General features: G+C 72.6%; 22 protein-coding genes and 1 pseudogene. 10 read left to right on the plus strand and 13 right to left on the minus strand.

The window, feature by feature from the left end; translation table 11 throughout:
* The first annotated feature begins 21 nt into the window (after positions 1-21).
* Positions 22-222 carry a hypothetical protein gene (locus RWE79_RS19625; RefSeq protein ID WP_475945938.1) on the plus strand — a complete coding sequence of 67 codons (201 nt, stop codon included), beginning with the start codon at positions 22-24 and terminating at the stop codon, positions 220-222.
* Between the two features lie 143 nt (positions 223-365).
* Positions 366-1,829 (plus strand): flotillin family protein, encoded by a 1,464-nt coding sequence (locus tag RWE79_RS19630; RefSeq protein WP_475941373.1) that lies wholly within the window; start codon positions 366-368, stop codon positions 1,827-1,829.
* A gap of 59 nt (positions 1,830-1,888) precedes the next feature.
* On the opposite strand, the gene RWE79_RS19635 is transcribed toward RWE79_RS19630, so the two are convergent.
* Both RWE79_RS19635 and RWE79_RS19640 read right to left on the minus strand, forming a co-directional pair.
* The gene (locus RWE79_RS19635) at positions 1,889-2,104 is read right to left on the minus strand and encodes a DUF5326 family protein (protein ID WP_475941374.1); all 216 of its coding nucleotides are present in this window, start codon (positions 2,102-2,104) and stop codon (positions 1,889-1,891) included.
* Positions 2,105-2,392: 288 nt separating this feature from the next.
* Positions 2,393-2,710 (minus strand): cupin domain-containing protein, encoded by a 318-nt coding sequence (locus tag RWE79_RS19640; protein WP_475941375.1) that lies wholly within the window; start codon positions 2,708-2,710, stop codon positions 2,393-2,395.
* A gap of 48 nt (positions 2,711-2,758) precedes the next feature.
* Between RWE79_RS19640 and RWE79_RS19645 the strand changes: the two genes are divergently transcribed.
* The 4 genes from RWE79_RS19645 to RWE79_RS19660 all read left to right on the plus strand — a co-directional run bounded on the left by RWE79_RS19645 (position 2,759) and on the right by RWE79_RS19660 (position 6,069).
* Positions 2,759-3,136, plus strand: coding sequence for a phage holin family protein (locus RWE79_RS19645; protein ID WP_475941376.1), 378 nt, complete (start codon positions 2,759-2,761; stop codon positions 3,134-3,136).
* Between the two features lie 51 nt (positions 3,137-3,187).
* Entirely contained in the window at positions 3,188-4,324 is a 1,137-nt protein-coding gene (locus tag RWE79_RS19650) for a cystathionine gamma-lyase (RefSeq protein ID WP_475941377.1), read from the plus strand.
* Between the two features lie 253 nt (positions 4,325-4,577).
* Positions 4,578-5,474 (plus strand): LysR family transcriptional regulator, encoded by an 897-nt coding sequence (locus RWE79_RS19655; RefSeq protein WP_475941378.1) that lies wholly within the window; start codon positions 4,578-4,580, stop codon positions 5,472-5,474.
* A gap of 67 nt (positions 5,475-5,541) precedes the next feature.
* The gene (locus RWE79_RS19660; RefSeq protein WP_475941379.1) at positions 5,542-6,069 is read left to right on the plus strand and encodes an NUDIX domain-containing protein; all 528 of its coding nucleotides are present in this window, start codon (positions 5,542-5,544) and stop codon (positions 6,067-6,069) included.
* Between the two features lie 80 nt (positions 6,070-6,149).
* Here RWE79_RS19660 and RWE79_RS19665 read toward each other — a convergent pair whose 3' ends face one another.
* The 3 genes from RWE79_RS19665 to RWE79_RS19675 all read right to left on the minus strand — a co-directional run bounded on the left by RWE79_RS19665 (position 6,150) and on the right by RWE79_RS19675 (position 8,892).
* The gene (locus RWE79_RS19665; protein ID WP_475945940.1) at positions 6,150-7,502 is read right to left on the minus strand and encodes a globin domain-containing protein; all 1,353 of its coding nucleotides are present in this window, start codon (positions 7,500-7,502) and stop codon (positions 6,150-6,152) included.
* A 189-nt stretch (positions 7,503-7,691) separates the two neighbouring features.
* Positions 7,692-8,342 (minus strand): HAD family hydrolase, encoded by a 651-nt coding sequence (locus tag RWE79_RS19670; RefSeq protein WP_475941380.1) that lies wholly within the window; start codon positions 8,340-8,342, stop codon positions 7,692-7,694.
* Between the two features lie 94 nt (positions 8,343-8,436).
* Positions 8,437-8,892 carry a carboxymuconolactone decarboxylase family protein gene (locus RWE79_RS19675; RefSeq protein ID WP_475941381.1) on the minus strand — a complete coding sequence of 152 codons (456 nt, stop codon included), beginning with the start codon at positions 8,890-8,892 and terminating at the stop codon, positions 8,437-8,439.
* Between the two features lie 47 nt (positions 8,893-8,939).
* Here RWE79_RS19675 and pdxR (RWE79_RS19680) point away from each other — a divergent pair, with 47 nt between their 5' ends.
* Together pdxR (RWE79_RS19680) and sigJ are read left to right on the plus strand one after the other, a co-directional pair.
* Positions 8,940-10,493: a MocR-like pyridoxine biosynthesis transcription factor PdxR gene (pdxR, locus tag RWE79_RS19680; RefSeq protein ID WP_475941382.1), complete on the plus strand. Its 1,554-nt coding sequence runs from the start codon at positions 8,940-8,942 to the stop codon at positions 10,491-10,493.
* On the plus strand, positions 10,490-11,383 hold the full coding sequence (gene sigJ / locus RWE79_RS19685; RefSeq protein ID WP_475941383.1) for an RNA polymerase sigma factor SigJ: 894 nt from the start codon (positions 10,490-10,492) through the stop codon (positions 11,381-11,383). The genes pdxR (RWE79_RS19680) and sigJ overlap by 4 nt, the downstream gene beginning before the upstream one ends.
* Positions 11,384-11,427: 44 nt before the next feature.
* Here the strand turns inward: sigJ and RWE79_RS19690 are convergent, their stop codons facing one another.
* The 3 genes from RWE79_RS19690 to RWE79_RS19700 are packed head-to-tail and all read right to left on the minus strand — an operon-like array spanning position 11,428 to position 13,110.
* Positions 11,428-11,967 carry a GNAT family N-acetyltransferase gene (locus RWE79_RS19690; protein WP_475941384.1) on the minus strand — a complete coding sequence of 180 codons (540 nt, stop codon included), beginning with the start codon at positions 11,965-11,967 and terminating at the stop codon, positions 11,428-11,430.
* A 16-nt stretch (positions 11,968-11,983) separates the two neighbouring features.
* Positions 11,984-12,187, minus strand: coding sequence for a hypothetical protein (locus RWE79_RS19695; RefSeq protein ID WP_475941385.1), 204 nt, complete (start codon positions 12,185-12,187; stop codon positions 11,984-11,986).
* Positions 12,184-13,110 (minus strand): methyltransferase domain-containing protein, encoded by a 927-nt coding sequence (locus tag RWE79_RS19700; RefSeq protein WP_475941386.1) that lies wholly within the window; start codon positions 13,108-13,110, stop codon positions 12,184-12,186. Before RWE79_RS19700 ends, RWE79_RS19695 begins: the two co-directional genes overlap by 4 nt.
* A 28-nt stretch (positions 13,111-13,138) precedes the next feature.
* Here RWE79_RS19700 and pdxR (RWE79_RS19705) point away from each other — a divergent pair, with 28 nt between their 5' ends.
* Positions 13,139-14,650, plus strand: coding sequence for a MocR-like pyridoxine biosynthesis transcription factor PdxR (gene pdxR, locus RWE79_RS19705; RefSeq protein WP_475941387.1), 1,512 nt, complete (start codon positions 13,139-13,141; stop codon positions 14,648-14,650).
* A gap of 88 nt (positions 14,651-14,738) precedes the next feature.
* On the opposite strand, the pseudogene RWE79_RS19710 reads toward pdxR (RWE79_RS19705), so the two are convergent.
* The 5 genes and pseudogenes from RWE79_RS19710 to RWE79_RS19730 all read right to left on the minus strand — a co-directional run.
* Positions 14,739-14,969, minus strand: a pseudogene (locus RWE79_RS19710) (quinone oxidoreductase family protein); the annotation flags it as partial.
* 44 nt (positions 14,970-15,013) lie between these two features.
* Complete coding sequence (locus RWE79_RS19715) at positions 15,014-16,483, minus strand: FG-GAP-like repeat-containing protein (RefSeq protein ID WP_475941388.1); 1,470 nt, start codon at positions 16,481-16,483, stop codon at positions 15,014-15,016.
* Between the two features lie 98 nt (positions 16,484-16,581).
* Entirely contained in the window at positions 16,582-16,731 is a 150-nt protein-coding gene (locus RWE79_RS19720; RefSeq protein ID WP_475941389.1) for a hypothetical protein, read from the minus strand.
* A 56-nt stretch (positions 16,732-16,787) separates the two neighbouring features.
* Entirely contained in the window at positions 16,788-17,180 is a 393-nt protein-coding gene (locus RWE79_RS19725) for a transposase (protein WP_475945942.1), read from the minus strand.
* A gap of 45 nt (positions 17,181-17,225) precedes the next feature.
* The gene (locus RWE79_RS19730) at positions 17,226-18,173 is read right to left on the minus strand and encodes a LysR family transcriptional regulator (protein WP_475941390.1); all 948 of its coding nucleotides are present in this window, start codon (positions 18,171-18,173) and stop codon (positions 17,226-17,228) included.
* 71 nt (positions 18,174-18,244) lie between these two features.
* Here RWE79_RS19730 and RWE79_RS19735 point away from each other — a divergent pair, with 71 nt between their 5' ends.
* Positions 18,245-18,979: an SDR family oxidoreductase gene (locus RWE79_RS19735; RefSeq protein WP_475941391.1), complete on the plus strand. Its 735-nt coding sequence runs from the start codon at positions 18,245-18,247 to the stop codon at positions 18,977-18,979.
* Positions 18,980-19,136 lie beyond the last annotated feature (157 nt).

A 19,136-nucleotide genomic window follows, 5' to 3' on the forward strand; every position in this document is an offset into this window, starting at 1 on the left:
GGGCGAGGTCCGATGGCCGAGATGGTCGGGCTGCACGGGAGGGTGACGGGGACGATCGGCCCCGGTCTGGTCGGGGAGGTGATCGTGCGGGTGCGGGGCGGCGCGGAGGCGTTCCTGGCGTATCCGGTGACGCCGGGGGAGCGGATCGAGACCGGCACCCCCATCGTGGTCGTGGAGTACCACGCGCCCCGTACGGTGTACGTCGCGCCCGCCTACGTCTGACCCTGCGCAACTCCCCTCCCACCTGGGGGAATTCATAGGCGCATCAAGATTGTGACAAGGAATCGCAAGCGTCTTCACCCGCGCGCCGCGCAGGCGCACACTCCCCTGTGCGGCCCCAGTCCGGGGCCATCGTAAGGGGGCGTATGCCGATGCTCATCGGCGTCGTGGCGGGAATGGTTCTCGCCGCAATCATCATCCTGATCGGTCTGTTCAAGCTCATGTGGCGGGTCGCCGAGCCCAACGAGGCACTGGTCATCTCCGGTTCCAAGCACCGTACGGAGGGGCTGGAGGAGGGGCTGGGCTTCCGGATCGTCACCGGGCGCGGAACGCTGGTCGTTCCGGGCGTTCAGGCGGTGCGCAAGCTGTCGCTGGACCTGAACCAGGCCGAGCTGTCCGTGGACTGCGTGACCAAGCAGGGCATCCCGCTGAAGGTGCGGGGTGTGGTGATCTTCAAGGTGGGCGACGACTTCGTGTCGATCGCGAACGCGGCCCGCCGCTTCCTCGACCAGCAGAAGTTCATGGGGGACCGGGTGCACAACGTGTTCTCCGGTCATCTGCGGTCGATCGTGGGTGGTCTGACGGTCGAGGAGATGATCCGCGACCGGGACAAGCTCACCGCCCAGACCCGGGCCGCGTCCGGCTCGGAGATGGAGAAGCTCGGTCTGATCATCGACTCGCTCCAGATCCACGAGATCGAGGACCCGACCGGCTACATCCGCAACCTGGCGGCCCCGCACGCCGCCGCCGTCCACCGGGACGCGCGTATCGCGCAGGCCGAGGCCGACCGGCTGGCCACCGAGGCCGAGCAGAAGGCCGCCGCCCGGATGTCCGAGGCGACCCGCGACAGCGAGATCCAGCAGGCCGGATACCAGGCCGAGCGGGACAAGGCCGCCGCCAAGGCGCAGCAGGCCGGTCCGCTGGCGGAGGCCGCGGCCCGGCAGGAGGTGGTGATCCAGGAGACCCGGGTCGCCGAGCTGGAGGCGCAGCGGCGCGAGCAGCAGCTCCAGGTGGACGTTCGCAAGCCGGCCGACGCGGCCGCGTACGAGAAGCGGACCTGGGCCGAGGCCGAGCGTGACGCGCGGATCTCGGCAGCCGAGGCGAAGGCGAAGGAGACCGAGCTGGCCGCGATCGCCGAGGCGAACCAGGTGAAGATCGCCGCCGCGGCGCGGGCCGAGATGACCCGGGTCAGCGGTCAGGCGTCCGCTGCCGCCACCCGTGCGACGGGTGAGGCCGAGGCCGCGGCGACCCAGGCGCGCGGGCTCGCGGAGGCCGAGGCGGCGAAGGCTAAGGGTCTGGCCGAGGCGGAGGCGATCAAGGCGCGGGCCGCCGCGCTCGCGGAGAACCAGGAGGCGGTCGTCGCCCAGCAGCTCGCCGAGAACTGGCCGGAGATCGTCCGCGCCGGGGCCGAGGCGTTCGGCAACGTCGACCACATGGTGCTGCTCAACGGCGCCGACGGGATGTCCGAGATGTTCGCCAAGGCGCTCACCATGGGCGGCACCGGGCTGGGTCTGGCCCGCCAGGTGCTGGCGGCCATGGGTGACAAGGACGGGGGTGCCCCGCCCTCACCTAACGGCCGGCGCCCCGAACACGTCCCGCTGAAGGACTGACGGGCACGAGGCGCCGGACATGTCGTGTTTCACGTGAAACAGCGGATGTGCCCGGCGCCTCACCAGCTGTCGCGGGAGTCCGAGGAGGACGAGGTGAACTTCTTCACCACGTAGACCAGGCCGCCGACCAGCGCGACGAAGACCAGCACCTTGAAGAGCAGACCGAAGAGCAGGCCGAGCAGGCTGCCGACGAGGCCGCCGAAGACCGCGATCGCGATCACCGGGATCGCGACCCACTTGACCCACCAGGGCAAGCCGCCGAGAAATTCGTTCACCGTTTCCTCCGGGATGTCGAAACTGCCCCCAGGCTAGGCCCACGGGGCATCGGGGTGGAGGCCCCGCAGACCCTATCCGTCCCTGACCGTCCCCCTAGGGACCAGGGGCTCGGAGCCGGGGCTTCAGGGCAGAGGGCTCAGGGCAGAGGCTCAGGGCCCGGCCTCAGGGCAGAGGCTCAGGGCCCGGCCTCAGGGCAGAGGCTCAGGGCCCGGCCTCAGGGCAGAGGCTCAGGGCCCGGCCTCAGGGCAGAGGCTCAGGGCCCGGCCTCAGGGCAGAGGCCCGCGCGCTCAGCCCTCCGGGGGCGAGAAGACCACCAGGACCTTCAGGTCCTCGGTGATGTGATGGAAGCGGTGCGGAGTCCCGGCCGGGACGTAGACCACGCTGCCGTTGGCCACATACGTCGTCTCCTCCCCCACCGTGATCGCCGCCCGGCCGCTGACCACCAGGTAGATCTCGTCCTGCGCGTGCGGTTTCTGCGGGTCGAGTTCGCCCGCCTTCAGCGCGTACAGCCCCGCCGACATGTTCCGTTCGCGCAGAAAGCTCAGGTACGCCCCGTTGTTCGCGGCGCGCTCCGCCTCCAGGTCGTCCAGCCGGAATACCTTCACTCTGGTCAGCCCCTTGCCTCTGCGATCAGTTCTGCGACGATCTCAGCCATGAAGAACTTCGTCGTCAAGACGCTCGCGAACGCCGCCGCCCTGGGGGTGGCCATCTGGCTGGTCGACAACATCACCCTCACCGGTGACAGCACCGGCCACAAGGCGCTCACCCTCGTTCTGGTCGCCCTCGTCTTCGGCGTCGTCAACTGGCTGGTGAAGCCGATCGTCAAGCTGCTGTCCTTCCCGCTGTTCATCCTCACCCTGGGGCTGATCACGCTGGTCGTGAACGCCCTGATGCTGATGCTCACCTCCTGGCTGTCCGGCAAGCTGGACCTGGACTTCCATGTGGAGGGTTTCTGGGCTGCCCTCATCGGCGGTCTGATCATCAGCCTCGTCTCGTGGGCGCTGCACATGGTCCTGCCCGACGAGGACTGACGGCATCGGGTTGGATGGAGTCCTGTCCTGTCCGAGCCCCTGGAGGCGGCCATGACCGAGTACGACAGCACGCCAGGCGACAGCACCCGCAGCGTGCACGCGGGGCGGCCGCCCACCGAGCCGTACGAGCCCTCGCTGCCCGGCCCGGTGTTCGCGGCGCACTACCACCTGCCGGGAGAGGCCACCGGGCCGTACACCTACGCCCGCGACGAGAACCCGACCTGGACCTTGCTGGAGCAGGCCCTGTCGTCGCTGGAGTCGCCGGAGGCGCCCGCCGAGACGCTGCTGTTCTCCTCCGGAATGGCGGCGGTCTCCTCCGTCCTGCTGTCGCAGGTCGGCTCGGGCGACATCGTCGTCCTGCCCTCGGACTGCTATCAGGCGACCCGCTCCCTGCAGGGGCGTCTGGAGTCCTACGGGGTCTCGGTGCGCCTCGCCCCGACCGCGGCGGACGCCCAGCTGGACGTCCTGGACGGTGCCAGGCTGCTGTGGATCGAGTCGCCGTCCAACCCGGGGCTGGACGTGTGCGACATCCGCCGCCTCGCCGGCGCCGCGCACGCGGCGGGCGCGCTGGTGGCGGTGGACAACACCCTGGCGACGCCGCTCGGGCAGCGGCCGCTCGACCTGGGGGCCGACTTCTCCGTCGCGAGCGGTACGAAGGCGCTCTCGGGCCACGGCGATCTGCTGCTCGGCTACGTCACCACTCGCAGCCCCCAACTGGCGGCCGCCGTCAGGCTGTGGCGCAAGACGGTGGGCGCGATCCCGGGGCCGATGGAGGCCTGGCTGGCGCACCGGTCGCTGTCCACGCTGGCGCTGCGGGTGGACCGCCAGGCAGCCAACGCCCTGGCCCTGGCCGTGGCGTTGCGGAAGCGGCCCGAGGTGACGGGGCTGCGGCACCCGGGGCTGCCGGAGGACCCCTCGCACGCGGTGGCGGCCTCCCAGATGAACCGCTTCGGGAGCGTGGTGTCGTTCACCCTGCCGGACCGGGAGCACGCCGAGCGTTTTCTCGGGGCGCTGCTGCTGGCCACCGAGGCCACCAGCTTCGGCAGTGTGACCAGCACCGCCGAACGCCGGGCCCGCTGGGGCGGGGACGCGGTGCCGGAGGGGTTCATCCGTTTCTCGGTGGGTGTGGAGGACGCGGCCGACATCGTGCAGGACGTGACGCAGGCCCTGGATGTGGCGGTCAAGTAGAAATATCTACGCACGCCCTACGCAGAATGGGTGGCCCGAGCCTCCCCCCTCGTGGCTCGGACCACCCTGGACATATGGCGGACGCGCGGAGATCCGCTCGAACAAGGCTAGTTGACTCAGCGTCAGTGTCCAATCACGGAATCAATGCAGACCTATCGATATATTTATAGTTGCGGCTTCGACGAACCACGACCGGACCACTCGCGGACCGGTCGCGGACCGGACCAGGACAGGACTAGGAGGGGACGCCCCGATGGACCTGGCTCTGCTGCGGACGTTCGTGACCGTGCACCGGGCCGGCTCGTTCACCCGGGCCGCCCAGCTCCTCGGCCTCTCCCAGCCCGCCGTCACCGGCCAGATACGCACCCTCGAACGCCAGGTCGGCCGCCCGCTCTTCCACCGCCTGCCGCGCGGCGTCTCGCCCACCAGCATCGGCGACGAACTCGCCCACAAGGTCGCCCCGCATCTGGACGCCCTCCTCCAGATCGCCGAGTACGAACTCGACGACGAGTCCGGCGGCCGCACCCTCCACCTCGCCGGCCCGCCCACCTTCACCGCGCTGCGCGCGCTGCCCGCCCTCGCCTCGCTGGCCAGCGAGGGCCTGGAACTGCGCATCACCATCAGCCGCGAGGACGAGGCGCTGGCCGGGCTCGCCGCCGGCCACCACGACCTGGCCATCGGCACCGTGCAGCCCCGCGACCGGCTGCTCGCCGCCACCCCCCTCTGGGACGAGGAGCAGGTGCTGGTCGCCGCCCCGGCCTGGCTGGAACGGATCGGCGGCCCGGCCGCGGTGCGCACGCACGGGCCCTCGGTCCTCGACGAGGTGCCGGTCATCTCGTACGACGAGTCGCTGCCGCTGCTGACCCACTACTGGTCGGCCGTCTTCGACGCCCGCACCTCGCACGTCCCGGCGATCGTCGTCCCCGACCTGCGGGCCGTCCTGGAGTGCGTGGTCGCCGGGGTGGGCATGGCGGTCCTGCCGCGCTACCTGTGCGGCGAGGCGATCGGCGCCGGGCGGGTCGCGCCGCTGCTGGACCCACCGCTGCCGCCGCTGCGCACCTACTTCCTGTCGGTGCGCGCGGGCACACTGGCGCTGCCGAACGTCGCGCGGGCGCACGACCACCTGCTGCGAGCCGCCTCGTCCTGGTGACGGGCGCGTTCCGGATTCGCCGCCCCGGAGGCGTTTGCCGCCGGCCCTGTCGCGGCAGATCTCTGGCATGCCCCCGGACACCGAATCACCGGCCACACCGACCGGGGCCACCCGGCCCGTGGTCAAACGCACCGCCCGTGCCATCCTGCTCGACGGCGGCGGCGACTGCTGGAACCTGATCCTGATCAAGCGCACCAAGCCGGGCCTGTCCCCGTACTGGATCACTCCCGGCGGCGGCGTGGAGCCCGAGGACGCCACGATCGTCGACGCCCTGCACCGCGAGCTCGACGAGGAACTGGGCGCCAAGGCCACCGACATCGTCCCGGCCTTCGTCGACACCATCGAGCACATCGGCGACGACGGCTCGCACGGCGTCAAGGTGCAGCACTTCTTCGTCTGCCGGCTGGCCTCCATGGACCCCGACCGGCGGCACGGCCCCGAGATCGAGCAGCCCAGCGGCGAATACGACGTCGTGCGCGTGCCGTTCAGCCGGATCGGACTGGCCTCCGTCGAGATCGTGCCGCTCACCCTGCGGCACTACCTGGACGCCAATATCGAGGGTGTGCTGGGACTGCTCTCGCCCGACCTGGGCTGAGACCGGCTGCGCCCGGGCCGGGGCAGGCCGGGCAGATCGGGGCAGTCCGGGCCGCAGAGCCGCCAGAGTGGTCAGGGTGGTCAGTCGCCGGCCGCGACGAGTTCCTCGACCAGGTCGTGGCGGATCCGCCGGGAGGGGACGCCGCTGCGCACCAGGGTGTCCACCCCGCTGCGGATCATGCCGGGCGGCCCGCTCAGATACGCGTCGTACTCGTGCCACGGCCCGAACCGCCGTACCGCCTCGGGCAGCGGGTCGTCCACCACAGGACGTACCGACAGCCATGAGGCGTGTCGTTCCTGCAGCCCCAGCATGCTGTCCAGGTCGTAGAGGTCGCGGCCGTTGCGCGCGCCGTAGAAGACCTCCACGGGGCGCCTGCGGCCGTGCTCGGCGACATCCTCGACCAGCGCCTTGATGGGGGCGATGCCGGTGCCACCGCCCAGGCACAGCAGCCCGTTGTCAGTGCTGTGGTCCACAATCATGGAACCGGCCGCAGGACCGAGCCGGATGACATCGCCCGGCCGGGCGCGGTTCACCAGCGCGTTGCTGACCCAGCCGGCCGGGACGGCCCTGATGTGGAAGGACAGCAGGCCGTCGGGACGGGGGGTGGACGAGAAGGAGTAGTGCCGCCATACCCGCGGCCACCAGGGGGTCTCCAGGCTGGCGTACTGGCCGGCGAGGAAGGGGTACGGCTGGTCGGGGCGGACCGTCAGCACCGCCACGTCGGAGGTGCGCCGTTCATGCGAGACGATCTCCGCACGCCACCACGGCGGGGAGTGGCGCTCGTCCTTCGCCGCCGCGTCGATCATGATCTGCGAGATCGCGGTGTACGCCCGCACCCAGGCCGCCTCGACCTCCGGACTCCAGACGGCCGACGCATAACGGGTGAGCGCGCCGATCAGACACTCGCCGACCGCCGGATAGTGCTCGGGCCGGGTGCCGTACTTGCGGTGCCCGCGGCCGAGGTTGGCCAGGTACTCGCTCAGCACCTGGGCGTCGTCGATGTGCTCGGCAGCGGTGAGCAGCGCCTTCAGCAGCCGGTCCCGCTGGGCGTCCATGGCCGCCGGGAAGAGCTCGCGCAGCTCCGGGTGGCGCAGGAAGAGCAAGGCGTAGAAGTACGAGGTCGTCCGGTCGGCGACCGGGGCGACCTCGGCCATCGTGCGCCGGATCAGAACGGCGTCCGGCGAGGCGCCGGGCCGCTCCCGCGGTTCCGGCGGGAGCAGCGGCTCCGGCGGAGCGGGGCGCTCCGGCTGCGTCGTACGGGATGCCCTGCTGCCCACCGGGCGGATCGGTATTCGCCCCTGCCCGGCCGGCTCCGCGACCGGGCCGGCCCGGTCGTGCCGTACGTCCTCCGCCCCCGGCCCGGTCGCCGGTTTGCCGGGGATGAACCAGCCCGAGCCCCCTGAGTCGGCCGGGTCGGTGGTCAGAGCGTCCATGGTCAAGTCGTTTCCGTGTGTCGGCCGCGAGTCCTGGCGGGAGAGCCTGGCACGAGGAAGCGGCCGCACCGGACAAAATGCCGGAAGTACGGAATAGGGGATACCACCGGCGCTACGCTGTCCGACTACGACGTCGCCCCGCGCAGAACGCAGCCGACCCTACCCGGAGCCACTGACTCCGCAAGCGTGTCAGCGCCGCTCGTGATCCTTGCCACGTGCCAGCTCGTACGCCTCCCGGAGATCGTCACCGACGTAGGCGAAGGTGGCCAGATCGCTCACATGGTGATCGCCGTTGACCGCCACCGACACCGGTACCGCCGCGAACAGGGCGGTGTCCGAGAGCGAGTCGCCGTACGCCACGCAGTCCGCCCGCCCCACCCCGTACCGCGCGCACAGCTCGTCGGCGACCGTCACCTTGGTCTCCGGCAGCATGATCCCGGCCGGGTCCAGCGCCGCCCCCACCGGGAACGGCACCTGGGGAAAGCGCGAGGCCCGCGCCTCGTGCGCGCCCCAGGCCAGCAGCCGCGTCACGAAGAAGTCCGGCGACAGCGACACCACCGCGCAGTACTCCCCGCGCGCCGTGATGTCCGCCCACACCTCCCGTATGCCCGCCAGCCACGGCGAGCTGTCGAAGGCCGCGCTCAAGTGCGCCTCGGTCAGGGCCGCCCACAGCTTGTAGGCGTGCCCGGCGTACCCCGGCGGGTCGAGGACACCCCGTCCCAGCCCGGCCTCCAGCTCCCGGAACTCCTCGACCAGACCGAGCTGCCGGGCGATCTCCATGCTCGCCGACGACCCCCGCATCAGCGTCCCGTCCATGTCGAAGATGTGCAGCCGCGCCACGGCTCCCCTCCCCTTCTCGTCCGCGGACTGCGGATGCCCACGCACCCCCCGCCCCGGCATTCTGCCCGTACGGCAGAACCCGCCGTGAGCCGCGCTAGGCGCGGCCCGGAACCTTGCGGGTGGAGACGGCGATCCGGTTCCAGGTGTTGATGGTGAGGATGAGCGCCAGCAGCCGGGCCAGCTCGTCCTCCTCGAAGTGCTCGGCGGCGCGCGCGTAGACCTCGTCGGGGACACCGGCGTCGGCGATCAGGGTGACGGCCTCGGTGAGCGCCAGGGCCGCCTGCTCCTTCGGGGTGTAGAAGTGCGCCGCCTCCCGCCAGACGCCGACGAGGTGGAGGCGCTCGGGGGACTCACCGGCCTTGGTGGCGTCGGTGGTGTGCATGTGCAGGCAGTAGGCGCAGTGGTTGAGCTGCGACGAGCGGATCTGGACCAGTTCCACGAGGACCGGGTCCAGGCCCTCGCGGGCTGCGGCGTCGAGGCCGATGAGCGCCTTGAAGGCCTTGGGGGCGGAGGTGGCGAAGTTCACCCGGTGCGTCTCAGTCGTTGTCATGTCTTCGACTCTAGAGACATGAATGACCGGGACTATGGTGCATTTCCATGGCGAATCCATGGGTCAATTCCCCCGGTCCCGAAGGCCCCGAGGGCCCCGAGAGTCCCGAGGGCCCCGAAGGCTCCCCCGGCGCCGTCGGACTCGATCTCCACCTGGAGCTGCGGACGACCGGCCCCGGCGGCCGGCGGGCCGCCCTGACCGGCTCGCTGCGCGACGCCGTCCGCACCGGCCGCCTCGCCCCGGGCACCCGGCTGCCCTCCTACCGTTCCCTGGCCGCGGACCTGGGCATCGCCCGCAACACCGTCGCCGACGCCTACGCCGAGCTGGTCGCCGAGGGCTGGCTGACCGCCCGCCAGGGCTCCGGCACCCGGGTGGCGTCGCGGGCCCGGCCCCTGCGGGCGGAGCGCGAACGGCCCCCCACCCCCGCCCGGACTCCCCCGGGGCCCGCGCACAACCTGCTCCAGGGCCGGCCGGACGCCGCCTCCTTCCCCCGGGCCGACTGGCTGGCCTGCGCCCGCCGCGCGCTGACCGCCGCCCCCAACGAGGCGTTCGGGCCCGGTGACCCCCAGGGCCGCCCGGAGCTGCGGAACGCCCTGGCCGAGTACCTGGCGCGGGCACGCGGTGTGCGCACCTCGGCCGAACGGATCGTGATCTGCTCCGGCTTCGCCCACGCCCTGCGGCTGCTGACCCGGCTCGCCGCGGTGCGTGCCGGCGGCACCCTGGCCGTGGAGTCGTACGGACTGCCCTTCCACCGGGACATCCTGGACGAAGCCGGCCTGCGCACGCTCCCGTTGCCCGTCGACGAGGACGGCGCGCGCACGCAGGACCTGGCGGGCGCCGGGGCGGGCGCGGTGCTGCTCACCCCGGCCCACCAGTTCCCCACCGGCGGCCCGTTGTGCGCGGAGCGGCGGGCGGCCGCCGTCGACTGGGCCCGCGGCACCGCGGGCCTGGTCCTGGAGGACGACTACGACGGCGAGTTCCGCTACGACCGCCGGCCGGTCGGCGCCGTCCAGGGCCTCGCCCCGGAGCGGGTCGTCCATGTCGGCTCGGTCAGCAAGAGCCTGTCACCGGCGTTGCGGCTCGGCTGGATGGTGCTCCCGGACCACCTCGTCGATCCGGTGCTGGCGGTCAAGGGCGAGCGCGAGGGCTGGGCGGGCGCCCCGGACCAGCTGACCCTGGCGGAGTTCCTCGCCTCGGGCGCGTACGACCACCACGTACGCCGCATGCGCACGCGCTACCGGCGTCGCCGCGATCGTCTCGTCGCCGTCCTCGCGCAGCGCGCCCCGCACATCCGCGTCACCGGTATCGCCGCGGGCCTGCACGCCGTCCTGCGGCTCCCCCCGGGCACCGAGGGTTCCGCGCTGCGCGCCGCCGCCTGGCAGGGCCTGGCCGTGGACGGCCTGTCCGGCTACCGCCACCCCCACTGCCCCACACCCCCGTACGACGGGCTGGTCGTCGGCTACGCCGCACCCCCGGATCACGCCTTCCCCGCCGCGCTGGACGTACTGTGCCGGTCGCTGCCACCGGCGCCCTCGTCACATCCGGCGGGCCCGGACCGTCAGAGCGGCGAGGGAACCACGACGGAGGGAACCGACCGATGAACGAGCACGAGTGGCTGGCCGAACGCTTCGAGGACAACCGCGCCCACCTGCGGGCCGTGGCCTACCGGATGCTCGGCTCACCGGCCGAGGCGGACGACGCCGTCCAGGAGGCCTGGCTGCGGCTCAGCCGCACCGACAGCAACGGGATCGAGAACCTGGGCGGCTGGCTGACGACGGTCGTCGGCAGGGTCTGCCTGGACCAGCTGCGCTCCCGCCGTTCGCGGCGCGAGACGCCCTGGGACAGCGGGGAGGTCCACGTCCCGGAGCCGATCGTCGGTCACGCCGACCGGGTCGACCCCGAGCAGCAGGCCCTGCTCGCCGACTCCGTCGGTCTGGCGCTGCTGGTGGTCCTGGAGACCCTCACCCCGGCGGAACGGCTCGCCTTCGTGCTGCACGACATGTTCGCCGTGCCCTTCGACGAGATCGCCACCGTCATCGAGCGCACCCCCGCCGCCACCCGGCAGCTCGCCAGCCGGGCCCGCCGCCGGGTCCGGGGCACCGCCCCGGTGCCCGACACCCACGCCGGCCGCCAGCGCGAGGTGGTCGACGCGTTCCTCGCCGCCTCGCGCGAGGGCGACTTCGACGCCCTGCTGGCCCTCCTCGACCCGGACGTCATCCTGCGCGCCGACGGCGGCTCCGGCGCGAACGGCCTCTCCAAGATCGTCCGCGGCGCCCGCTCCGTCGTCGAGCAGGCCATGACCTTCTCCCGCTTCGCGCTCTCCGCCCGCCCCGCCCTCGTCAACGGAACCGCCGGCCTCGTCACCCTCTCCGAGGGCCGGCTCTTCGCGGTCATGGGCCTCACCGTCACCGACGGCAGGATCGTGGAGATCGACATCCTCGCCGACCCGGCCCGCCTCAGCCGGATCGACATCACCGTCCTCGACGAATGACCCCGGGGCGCCGGCGGGCGCGCGCGGCGGCCCGCCCGGAGCCCTCAGCGCAGGCCGCCGGGCTCCACGGCGTACATCACCTGCGGCGCGTCCCACTCGGTGAAGGCGTCGGCCAGGCGCATCCCGAGGGATTCGAGCAGCCGACGCGACCGCGTGTTGGCCTCCTGTGTGACCGCCACGACCGACGGCTCACGGGACGGGACCGCCTCCCAGGCCCACACCACGGCCGCGCGCACCGCCTCCCGCGCGTACCCGCGCCCCCAGTGCTCGGGCAGAAAGGAGTACGAGACCTCCCGCCGGCCGCCGAACCGGGAATCCGCCTCGACGGACACCATGCCGACCAGGACCGGGTCCTGGCGGGTGAGCACGCTGAACACATACGGACGGGCCGTGAAATACCGCCCGTAGAGGGCGAGTTCGGCGCCGGCGACCGGGCCTCCGAGGAAACGGCGGACCTCGGGGTCCGTCCACAGCCGGGTGTAGTGGGCCAGGTCGCCGGGTTCGGCCGGACGCAGCAGCAACCGGGACGTGTCGATGTTCGGGGACGCGGGCGCGGCCGGGCTCGGCGGCCTGCTGTCGGGCATGACGCTCCTTGTGGCGCTACCGGACCGCAGGGCCGCGTCGGGCCCGGCGCGGTACGCGGCCGGCGGCGGCGCGCAGTTCGGCGCGGACGCGTTCGGCGTCCCGGTCGGGGACGTCCACGGCTCCGGGCGGGGACCGCCTCGGGTGGGGCCGGCGGCGGTGGGTGCGCTCCAGACCGTAGACCACGAACGCGATCAGGGCGAGGGCGACAACGACCGTCATCGCGCGGCCCGGACGGGGGACGGGTTCACGGCCAGGGCCTTGAAGAACGTGTAGTGGAAGGTGCCCTCGTCGGCGGTCCGGCGCAGGTCGGCGATGCCCCGGTCCCAGTCCGCCGGGGTGGCCAGCCCGGCGGCCAGCGCATCACCCCGGACGGACTCGATCATGGCGATGAACGTGTCACGGGTGAAACCCTCGGCCAGCGCGGGCCGGGTCCGGTCGGCATAGACCGTCCGGGGGCGGACCACGACGTCCTCATATCCGGCCCCGCGCAGCAAGGGCTGCAACTCCCTTCCCAGCAGGGCGTTTCCGCCGGCGCGGGCCTGCAGCCGGACCTGGCAGCCGATCACGGCACGGGCGTGGACGCTGTCCGGGTGGAAGAACGCGGACCCGTGGTCCCCTTCGATCACGGTGACGGTGCCTCCGGGCCGCAGCACGCGCCGCAGTGCGCCGAGCGCCCGCACGGGATCCGTCAGGTGTTCCAGCACGAAGCAGACGAAGACATGGTCGAACTCCGCCTCGGCGAACGGCAGATCGAACAGATCGGCGCGGTGCCACTCCACGTCGGCCCCCGGGAAGTGGGCCGCCACCCGGGCCCCGGCCCGCGCCAGGGAGTCCTCGCAGGTGTCGACCGCCACGATCCGCGCCCCCGGGGCGGACCGCAGCAGGTGGACCGTCTGGGCGCCGACCCCGCATCCGGCCTCCAGCACCCGGCTGCCCGCCGGATAGCCCGTACCGCCGTGCAGCAGCGCCGCCAGCGTGTCCCCCTGGTCGCTCAGCCGAAGGGTCTCGCGCTCCGAGTAGCCGTGCACATAGCCGGCCGCGGTCTCGGGAGCCGCGGTCGGCGTGGCCGACGCGGTCGCCGCCGGCGCTGTCGTGGCCGTCGTGGCTGTCGTGGCTGTCGTGGCTGTCGTGGCTGTGTTCATACGGCCACCCTGCTGCCACTATGGCCCGATGCACAGGTCCAAAGCAGATGCCTCCGACCGGTCCATAACCGCGTCCGGTGCCGACTTCCTGCAGCTGGACATCGGCGACGCCCCGGCAGGCGGCCGGTCCGACTGGCTCGCCCGGCAGCTGCGGCTCGCCGTCGCCGACGGCCGGCTGCCGGTGGGCAGCAGGCTCCCCGCCACCCGGGTGCTGGCCGCGGAGCTCCAGGTGTCCCGTGGCGTGGTCACGGAGGCCTATCAGCGCCTGATCGAGGACGGCCACGCCGCCGGACGCGGGCGCAACGGCACCGTCGTGGTCGGCGCGCCGACGGTGGCACCTACGGCGCCACCGGCACCGGCGGCATCCCGGCCCGGCGGTCCGCCGGCGGCGGGCGCCCTGTTCGCCACCGCGCCCCGGGCGGACGTCTTCGAGGCGATGCGGGCGGCGCCGGCCCGGATCGACCTGTCGCCCGGAGTGCCCGACCTCGCGGCGTTCCCCCGGACCGCCTGGCTGCGCGCCGAACGTTCCGTGCTCAGCGGCCTCTCGGCGTCCGACCTCGGCTACGGAGACCCCCGGGGCGCGCCCGCGCTGCGCCTCGCCGTCGCCAACTGGCTGGCCCGCAACCGCGGGATCCGGGCGGACCCGGGCGAGGTGCTCGTCGTCGCCGGCACCTCGCAGACCCTCAGCCTGCTCGGGCAGGTGCTGCTCGACGACGGGATCTCCTCGATAGCGGTGGAGGACCCGGGGTCGCTCGGGGCCTGTCAGCTCCTCAACGGCCGCCGGCTGGACACCCCGCCCGTCCCGGTCGACTCCGACGGCGTACGCGTCGACGCGCTGCGCGCCACGGGCGCCAGGGCCGTCCTGCTGACCCCGGCGCACCAGTTCCCCACCGGCGTGGTGCTCGGCGGTGTACGCCGCCGTGAGCTGATGCGATGGGCCCTGGACACCGGGGGCCTGATCGTGGAGGACGACTACGACGCCGAGCACCGTTACGACCGGCCACCGGTTCCCGCCCTGCGCACGATGCTCCCCGAGCAGGTCTGCTACGCCGGGAGCGTGTCCAAGCTCCTCGCCCCCGCGCTGCGCATCGGCTGGGTCCTGGCCCCGCCGAAGTACCAGGAGGCCCTCGTCGACGGCAAGCGGTTCTCCGACCTCGGCAACGCCGTCCTGCCCCAGCTGGTGCTGGCCCGTCTGATGGAATCGGGCGCGCTGGAAAGCCAGTTGCGCCTCCTGCGCAGACGCCACAGGCGCCGTCGTGACGCCATGATCGACGCGATCAGGACCCACCTCCCGGACGCCGTCGTGCACGGCGCCGCGGCGGGCCTCCACCTGATGATCACCTTCGGCGCGGACGCGGACTTCCCCGACACCGCACTCGCCGCCGCCGCGCTCGCGCGCGGCGTGAAGGTGCAGCCGCTCTCCTGGCACAGCCACCGCGCGCAGCGCCCGGGGCTGGTCCTGGGCTACGCCGCCAGCACGTCCACGCAGATCACCGAGGGCGTGGCCGCGCTCGGCGAGGCCGTCCGCAGCGGTCTGTAGTGCGATCCAGGTCACCAGCCGGGCTGAGCGGTTGGTCGAGATCGGTGACAAGGCGGCCCGCTCAGAGCAGGTGGTGGACCGCGGACCGCGCCTTGGTGTGCGAGCCCACGGCCGCGACGACCGGTCCGATCCCCTGAAGCCCGGACAGTTGAACCGCGAGATGCCCCACCCCGCTCGCGGCACCCGTGATCAGGACCGGCTCGCTCACGAGGGGGCGGGCCGTGGCGAGGGCGGCGAAGGCGACGTGTCCACTGCGCACGAGCGCGACGGCCCGAATGGCGCTCGCTCCGCCCGGTGTGCGGCTCGCCATGAAGCCGGGCGGGCCGACGCTGTGGGCGCGGGCGCAACGTCCGCAGGGCGCGCTCAGCGGCCGCCCAGCGGCTTGCCGTACTTCTGGGCCGTGGACAGGTACGGGAGGCCGAGCGTACGGGGCGAGAAGGCCGCCGAACCGCCGGCCGAGCCGCTGCGGAGGAGCCATACGGCGCCCAGGGAGGCGTTCTCGCCAGGGGATCCGACCGTGACATCCGGTACACCGTCGGCGTTGCCGTCACCCGAGGCGACCGCCGCGCCGAAGGCGTCGCCCGCCTCGGCGACGCCCGGGACGCCGGGCGTGTCCTGGTTCCAGGAGACGGACGTGGCAGCACCGTCGGCGTCGAGCAGGCCCTGAGCGCCGCCGTAGAGCAGCCAGGCGGCGCCCGCCCCCGCCTTGCTTCCGACGGCCTCACCGGGAGCGCCCGCGATCAGGTCGTCGCGGCCGTCGCGGTTGACGTCGGCGACGGCGAGGGCGGCGCCGAAGCGGTCGCCGTCCTCGGCCACGCCCGGGACGCCCGGCGTGTCCTGGTCGAGGGTCTGGGCGCGGCTGCCGAACGAACCGCCCGCGGGGCTTCCGTAGTGGATGTGGATGCCGCCCCCCTTGGCGAGTCCCTCGGGGCCGCACGGGTCGTCGATGTTCTCGTCGGCGATCTCACGGCATTCGCCGAGCGCCAGGTCGTCGTGGCCGTCGCCGTCGAAGTCGCCGGCGGCCAGGGCGGTCACGCCGGCGTTGTCCGTGTTCCAGAAGTTGGCCATCGCGGACCGATCGGCGTCCCACTTCCACAGGCGCACATGGGACTGCGTGTCGGGGGCGCCCGCGGTCCAGTACGCCACGGCCAGGTCCGCCGTGCCGTCGCTGTCGAAGTCGCCGGTGGCCAGGACGGGGGCGCGGCCGCCCATGGGGGCGGCGACGACGGTGGTGACCATGCTGTCCTCGCCCTGCGCGACACGAGCGACGACCTTGTCCGTGCCGCCGATCACGATCTCCTTGTTGCCGTCGCCGGTCAGGTCGGCCGCCGCGACCGATTTGCCGTACGCAGCCGACGGCGACGGCCCGGTGAGGACCGTCGACCCCGGCCCCGGCCCGTCCTTCGAGCCGCCTACGCAGATGACCATGCCCGCGTCCGTACCGCGGTCGACGAGGTCCTCGCCGGGGACACCGGCGAGCAGTTCCGCGATGCCGTCGCCGTTGAGGTCCACCAGGGCCACGGACGCGCCGAAGCGGTCGCCCGCCTCCGGGGTGCCGGGAACCTCGGGAGTGGCCTGGCTGACACGGATGCTCCCGTAGGCGCCGACGCCCTTCCGGCCGCCCCAGACGATGTTCACGTACCCGGCCTTGGCCTGGCCGGCAACGGTCCCGTCCGGGACGCCGACGGCGAGGTCCGCGTAGCCGTCGCCGTTGAAGTCGCTCGTGGCGGTACGGGGCGCGGCAGCGGCGGCACCGGACGGGAACACGAACCCGGCGGTGGCCGCGGCGGCGGCTGCGATGGCGTACGTCAGGATGCGGCGGCTGTGTCGCACGGAGGCTCCCACTCGGTCGACGGGGGTGCGGGTTATCCGGTGTGACCGTCGAAGGGCGGAGCTGGTTGTACGGAATTCACCGCTGGTTGGCGCCGGGTTCACGGTGGGCGGGGCCACGAACCGAGGCAGCCGGCCGGGCGGCGTCCGGCCGGGCGGCTGCTCATGATCATGGTCATGGACCACAGCATCATGGCTTCGTGCATGGCGGGCAGCGTCTCGTAGTCGCACACCAGGCGACGCGAGCGCATCAGCCGCTTCAGCGTCCTTTCCACCACCCACCTGCGCGGCAGCACCACGAACCCCGTCAATTCCCGTCCGCCCGGACGAGACGGATGGAGAAGTACTGCCGTCGCAGCCGCTCGCGCAGCGGGACGGTGGCGTCACGGTCCTGGACGTTTGCCGCGGTCACCGCGACGGCCAGGACCAGGCCGAGGCAGTCCACCACCAGGTGCCGCTTGCGGCCGCCCACCTTCTTCCCGCCGTCCCACCCGGAGGCGGGGCGCGCGATGTTCGCCGGTGCCCGCACGGACTGCGAGTCCACGATCGCGGCCGTCGGATCCTGCGTCCGGCCCTCCTTCTGGCGGACTTTGTCGCGCAGCCGGTCGTGGGGTCCGGCGGAGCAGCCCCGGGACCTGCCGCATCGCGGTGGCGGGTGAGGGGGTGCCGGCCCTTCTTCGCGCTGGTGGTTGTCTGAAATTGGTGTCCTGCGGTGATCGTCATGGCGAGGGGTGGGTGCCCCCGGTCAGTAGGCCAATGCGGTCAGGTGGTCGGGGTGGTGGGCGGCGACGTCGTGGGCGGCTTGGACGAAGGCGGCGACGGCTGCGGATCGCGAGGTCTCCGGCCAGGCGACCATGACCGCGCTGGGGCTGAGGCCGGTGACCGGCCGGTATGCGATGTCCGGGCGCTGGTGCCGCTCGGTGGTGGAGAGTGACAGGAACGCCACCGCCTGGCCCAGCGCGACCACCTCCAGGAGTTGCTCGACGCTGGCCACGAGCGGCCCCTCAGGAGTGTCGGCCGGCGCCAAGCCTGTGTGGCCATCGCCTGCTTCCGCTCCGTCGTATCCGGTGTAGTAGGCGGTGGTGGAGGGGGCGGCCCCCTTCCAGCGCGGGATCGGTTCGCCCTTGAGGTCGGTCAGCCGCAGTCGCCGGCGTCCGGCCAGGCGGTGCGCGGCGGGGAGGACGGCCAGTCGCGGCTCGACCACGAGTGTCTGGGAATCCAGCCCTTGACCGTCGAACGGGCTGCGCAGCAGCGCTACGTCGGCACGGCCGTCCCGCAGCATGGCGATCGGCTCTCCGCTGCCGCCGACGACGACTTCAGGCGGCGGCAGATGCGAACCCGTTCCCCGGTAGGCGGCGAGGATCTCCCGCAGCAGCCCGGCATCGCCTCCCGGTTTGACCGCCACGACGAGCTGGGGTGTCGGCTGACCGGCCCGGCGTGCACGCCGGGCCGCCGCGTGCACCGCGTCGACCGCGATCCGGGCCTGGTCGAGCAGCACCTGACCGGCGTTGGTCAGCCTCACCTGCCGGGTGGTGCGCTCCAGCAGGCGTACCCCGAGCCGGGACTCCATCTGAGCGATCGCCTTCGACAGCGGGGGCTGCGCCATCCCCAGGCGTTGCGCGGCCCGGCTGAAGTTCAGTTCCTCGGCGACCGCGATGAAGTACCTCAGCTCCCGCACCTCCAGCTCACTCATATCCGTGGACTATAGATCCAGAGTCTTCTGGTCTTTCCCTGCCGCCCGTGGGCGAGGGGAGGCTGGGTGCCATGACGACTTCGCAGAAGACTGCTCTGATCACCGGCGCGAACAAGGGCATCGGCAAGGAAACGGCGCGCGGGCTCGCAGCCCTCGGCATCACCGTGCTGATCGGCGCCCGCAACGCCGAGCGTGGCGAGGCGGCGGCCGAGGAGCTTCGCGCCGACGGCGCCGAGGTACGGTTCGTTCCGCTGGACGTCACCGACGAGACCTCGGTCCAGGCCGCCGCCAAGCACATCGACGCCACGTTCGGCCGCCTCGACATCCTCGTCAACAACGCCGCGATCGCCGCCGGACCGCAAAAGCCGAGTGAAACCCCAGCCGCCACGGTCCGGCAGGTCTACGAGACCAACGTGGTCGGCGTCATCGCGGTGACCCACGCCATGCTCCCCCTGCTACGCCGCTCCGCCGCCGCACGCATCGTCAACATGTCCAGCGAACTCGGCTCCCTCACCCACCTGGCCGACCCGGGCAGCCCGTGGTCCGCCTACTACTCGATCCTCCTCCCTTACTGCACCTCGAAGAGCGCGCTGAACGCGATCACCGTGCTCTACGCCAATGAACTGCGCGCCGAAGGGATCCTGGTCAACGCGGTGAGCCCCGGCTACTGCGCGACCGACCTCAACCGCCACACCGGGATACGCACGGCGGAGGAGGGCGCGGCCGTCGCGGTTGACCTGGCGACGGCGGGAGAGGACGGCCCGACGGGCGCCTTTTGGGCCGAGGACGGGCCGATTCCCTGGTGAGACCATGCCGCGCCGTCTCCGCCCGAAGCCTGCCGGGGTGTCTTCAACCCCCGCCGTGACGATCACCGGCCTCTTGCGCGGCGCCCATCCCCAGGGGCCTTACTGGTAGTTGGTGGGCGCACAAGCCAAGACGGGCACGAGGTGATCACTCATCTCG

The organism is Streptomyces sp. RLA131 (assembly GCF_056270125.1).

What these genes read in the sequence shown, in the direction of transcription:
- RWE79_RS19675 (WP_475941381.1), bottom strand. Translation starts at nt 8,892, where the DNA reads ATGACAACGACTGAGACGCACCGGGTGAACTTCGCCACCTCCGCCCCC.
- RWE79_RS19665 (WP_475945940.1), bottom strand. Translation starts at nt 7,502, where the DNA reads ATGGACGCTCTGACCACCGACCCGGCCGACTCAGGGGGCTCGGGCTGG.
- RWE79_RS19660 (WP_475941379.1), top strand. Translation starts at nt 5,542, where the DNA reads ATGCCCCCGGACACCGAATCACCGGCCACACCGACCGGGGCCACCCGG.
- RWE79_RS19700 (WP_475941386.1), bottom strand. Translation starts at nt 13,110, where the DNA reads ATGAACACAGCCACGACAGCCACGACAGCCACGACAGCCACGACGGCC.
- RWE79_RS19690 (WP_475941384.1), bottom strand. Translation starts at nt 11,967, where the DNA reads ATGCCCGACAGCAGGCCGCCGAGCCCGGCCGCGCCCGCGTCCCCGAAC.
- RWE79_RS19720 (WP_475941389.1), bottom strand. Translation starts at nt 16,731, where the DNA reads ATGCGCTCGCGTCGCCTGGTGTGCGACTACGAGACGCTGCCCGCCATG.
- RWE79_RS19655 (WP_475941378.1), top strand. Translation starts at nt 4,578, where the DNA reads ATGGACCTGGCTCTGCTGCGGACGTTCGTGACCGTGCACCGGGCCGGC.
- RWE79_RS19695 (WP_475941385.1), bottom strand. Translation starts at nt 12,187, where the DNA reads ATGACGGTCGTTGTCGCCCTCGCCCTGATCGCGTTCGTGGTCTACGGT.
- RWE79_RS19730 (WP_475941390.1), bottom strand. Translation starts at nt 18,173, where the DNA reads ATGAGTGAGCTGGAGGTGCGGGAGCTGAGGTACTTCATCGCGGTCGCC.
- RWE79_RS19735 (WP_475941391.1), top strand. Translation starts at nt 18,245, where the DNA reads ATGACGACTTCGCAGAAGACTGCTCTGATCACCGGCGCGAACAAGGGC.
- RWE79_RS19650 (WP_475941377.1), top strand. Translation starts at nt 3,188, where the DNA reads ATGACCGAGTACGACAGCACGCCAGGCGACAGCACCCGCAGCGTGCAC.
- pdxR (WP_475941382.1), top strand. Translation starts at nt 8,940, where the DNA reads ATGGCGAATCCATGGGTCAATTCCCCCGGTCCCGAAGGCCCCGAGGGC.
- pdxR (WP_475941387.1), top strand. Translation starts at nt 13,139, where the DNA reads ATGCACAGGTCCAAAGCAGATGCCTCCGACCGGTCCATAACCGCGTCC.
- RWE79_RS19645 (WP_475941376.1), top strand. Translation starts at nt 2,759, where the DNA reads ATGAAGAACTTCGTCGTCAAGACGCTCGCGAACGCCGCCGCCCTGGGG.
- RWE79_RS19630 (WP_475941373.1), top strand. Translation starts at nt 366, where the DNA reads ATGCCGATGCTCATCGGCGTCGTGGCGGGAATGGTTCTCGCCGCAATC.
- RWE79_RS19625 (WP_475945938.1), top strand. Translation starts at nt 22, where the DNA reads ATGGTCGGGCTGCACGGGAGGGTGACGGGGACGATCGGCCCCGGTCTG.
- sigJ (WP_475941383.1), top strand. Translation starts at nt 10,490, where the DNA reads ATGAACGAGCACGAGTGGCTGGCCGAACGCTTCGAGGACAACCGCGCC.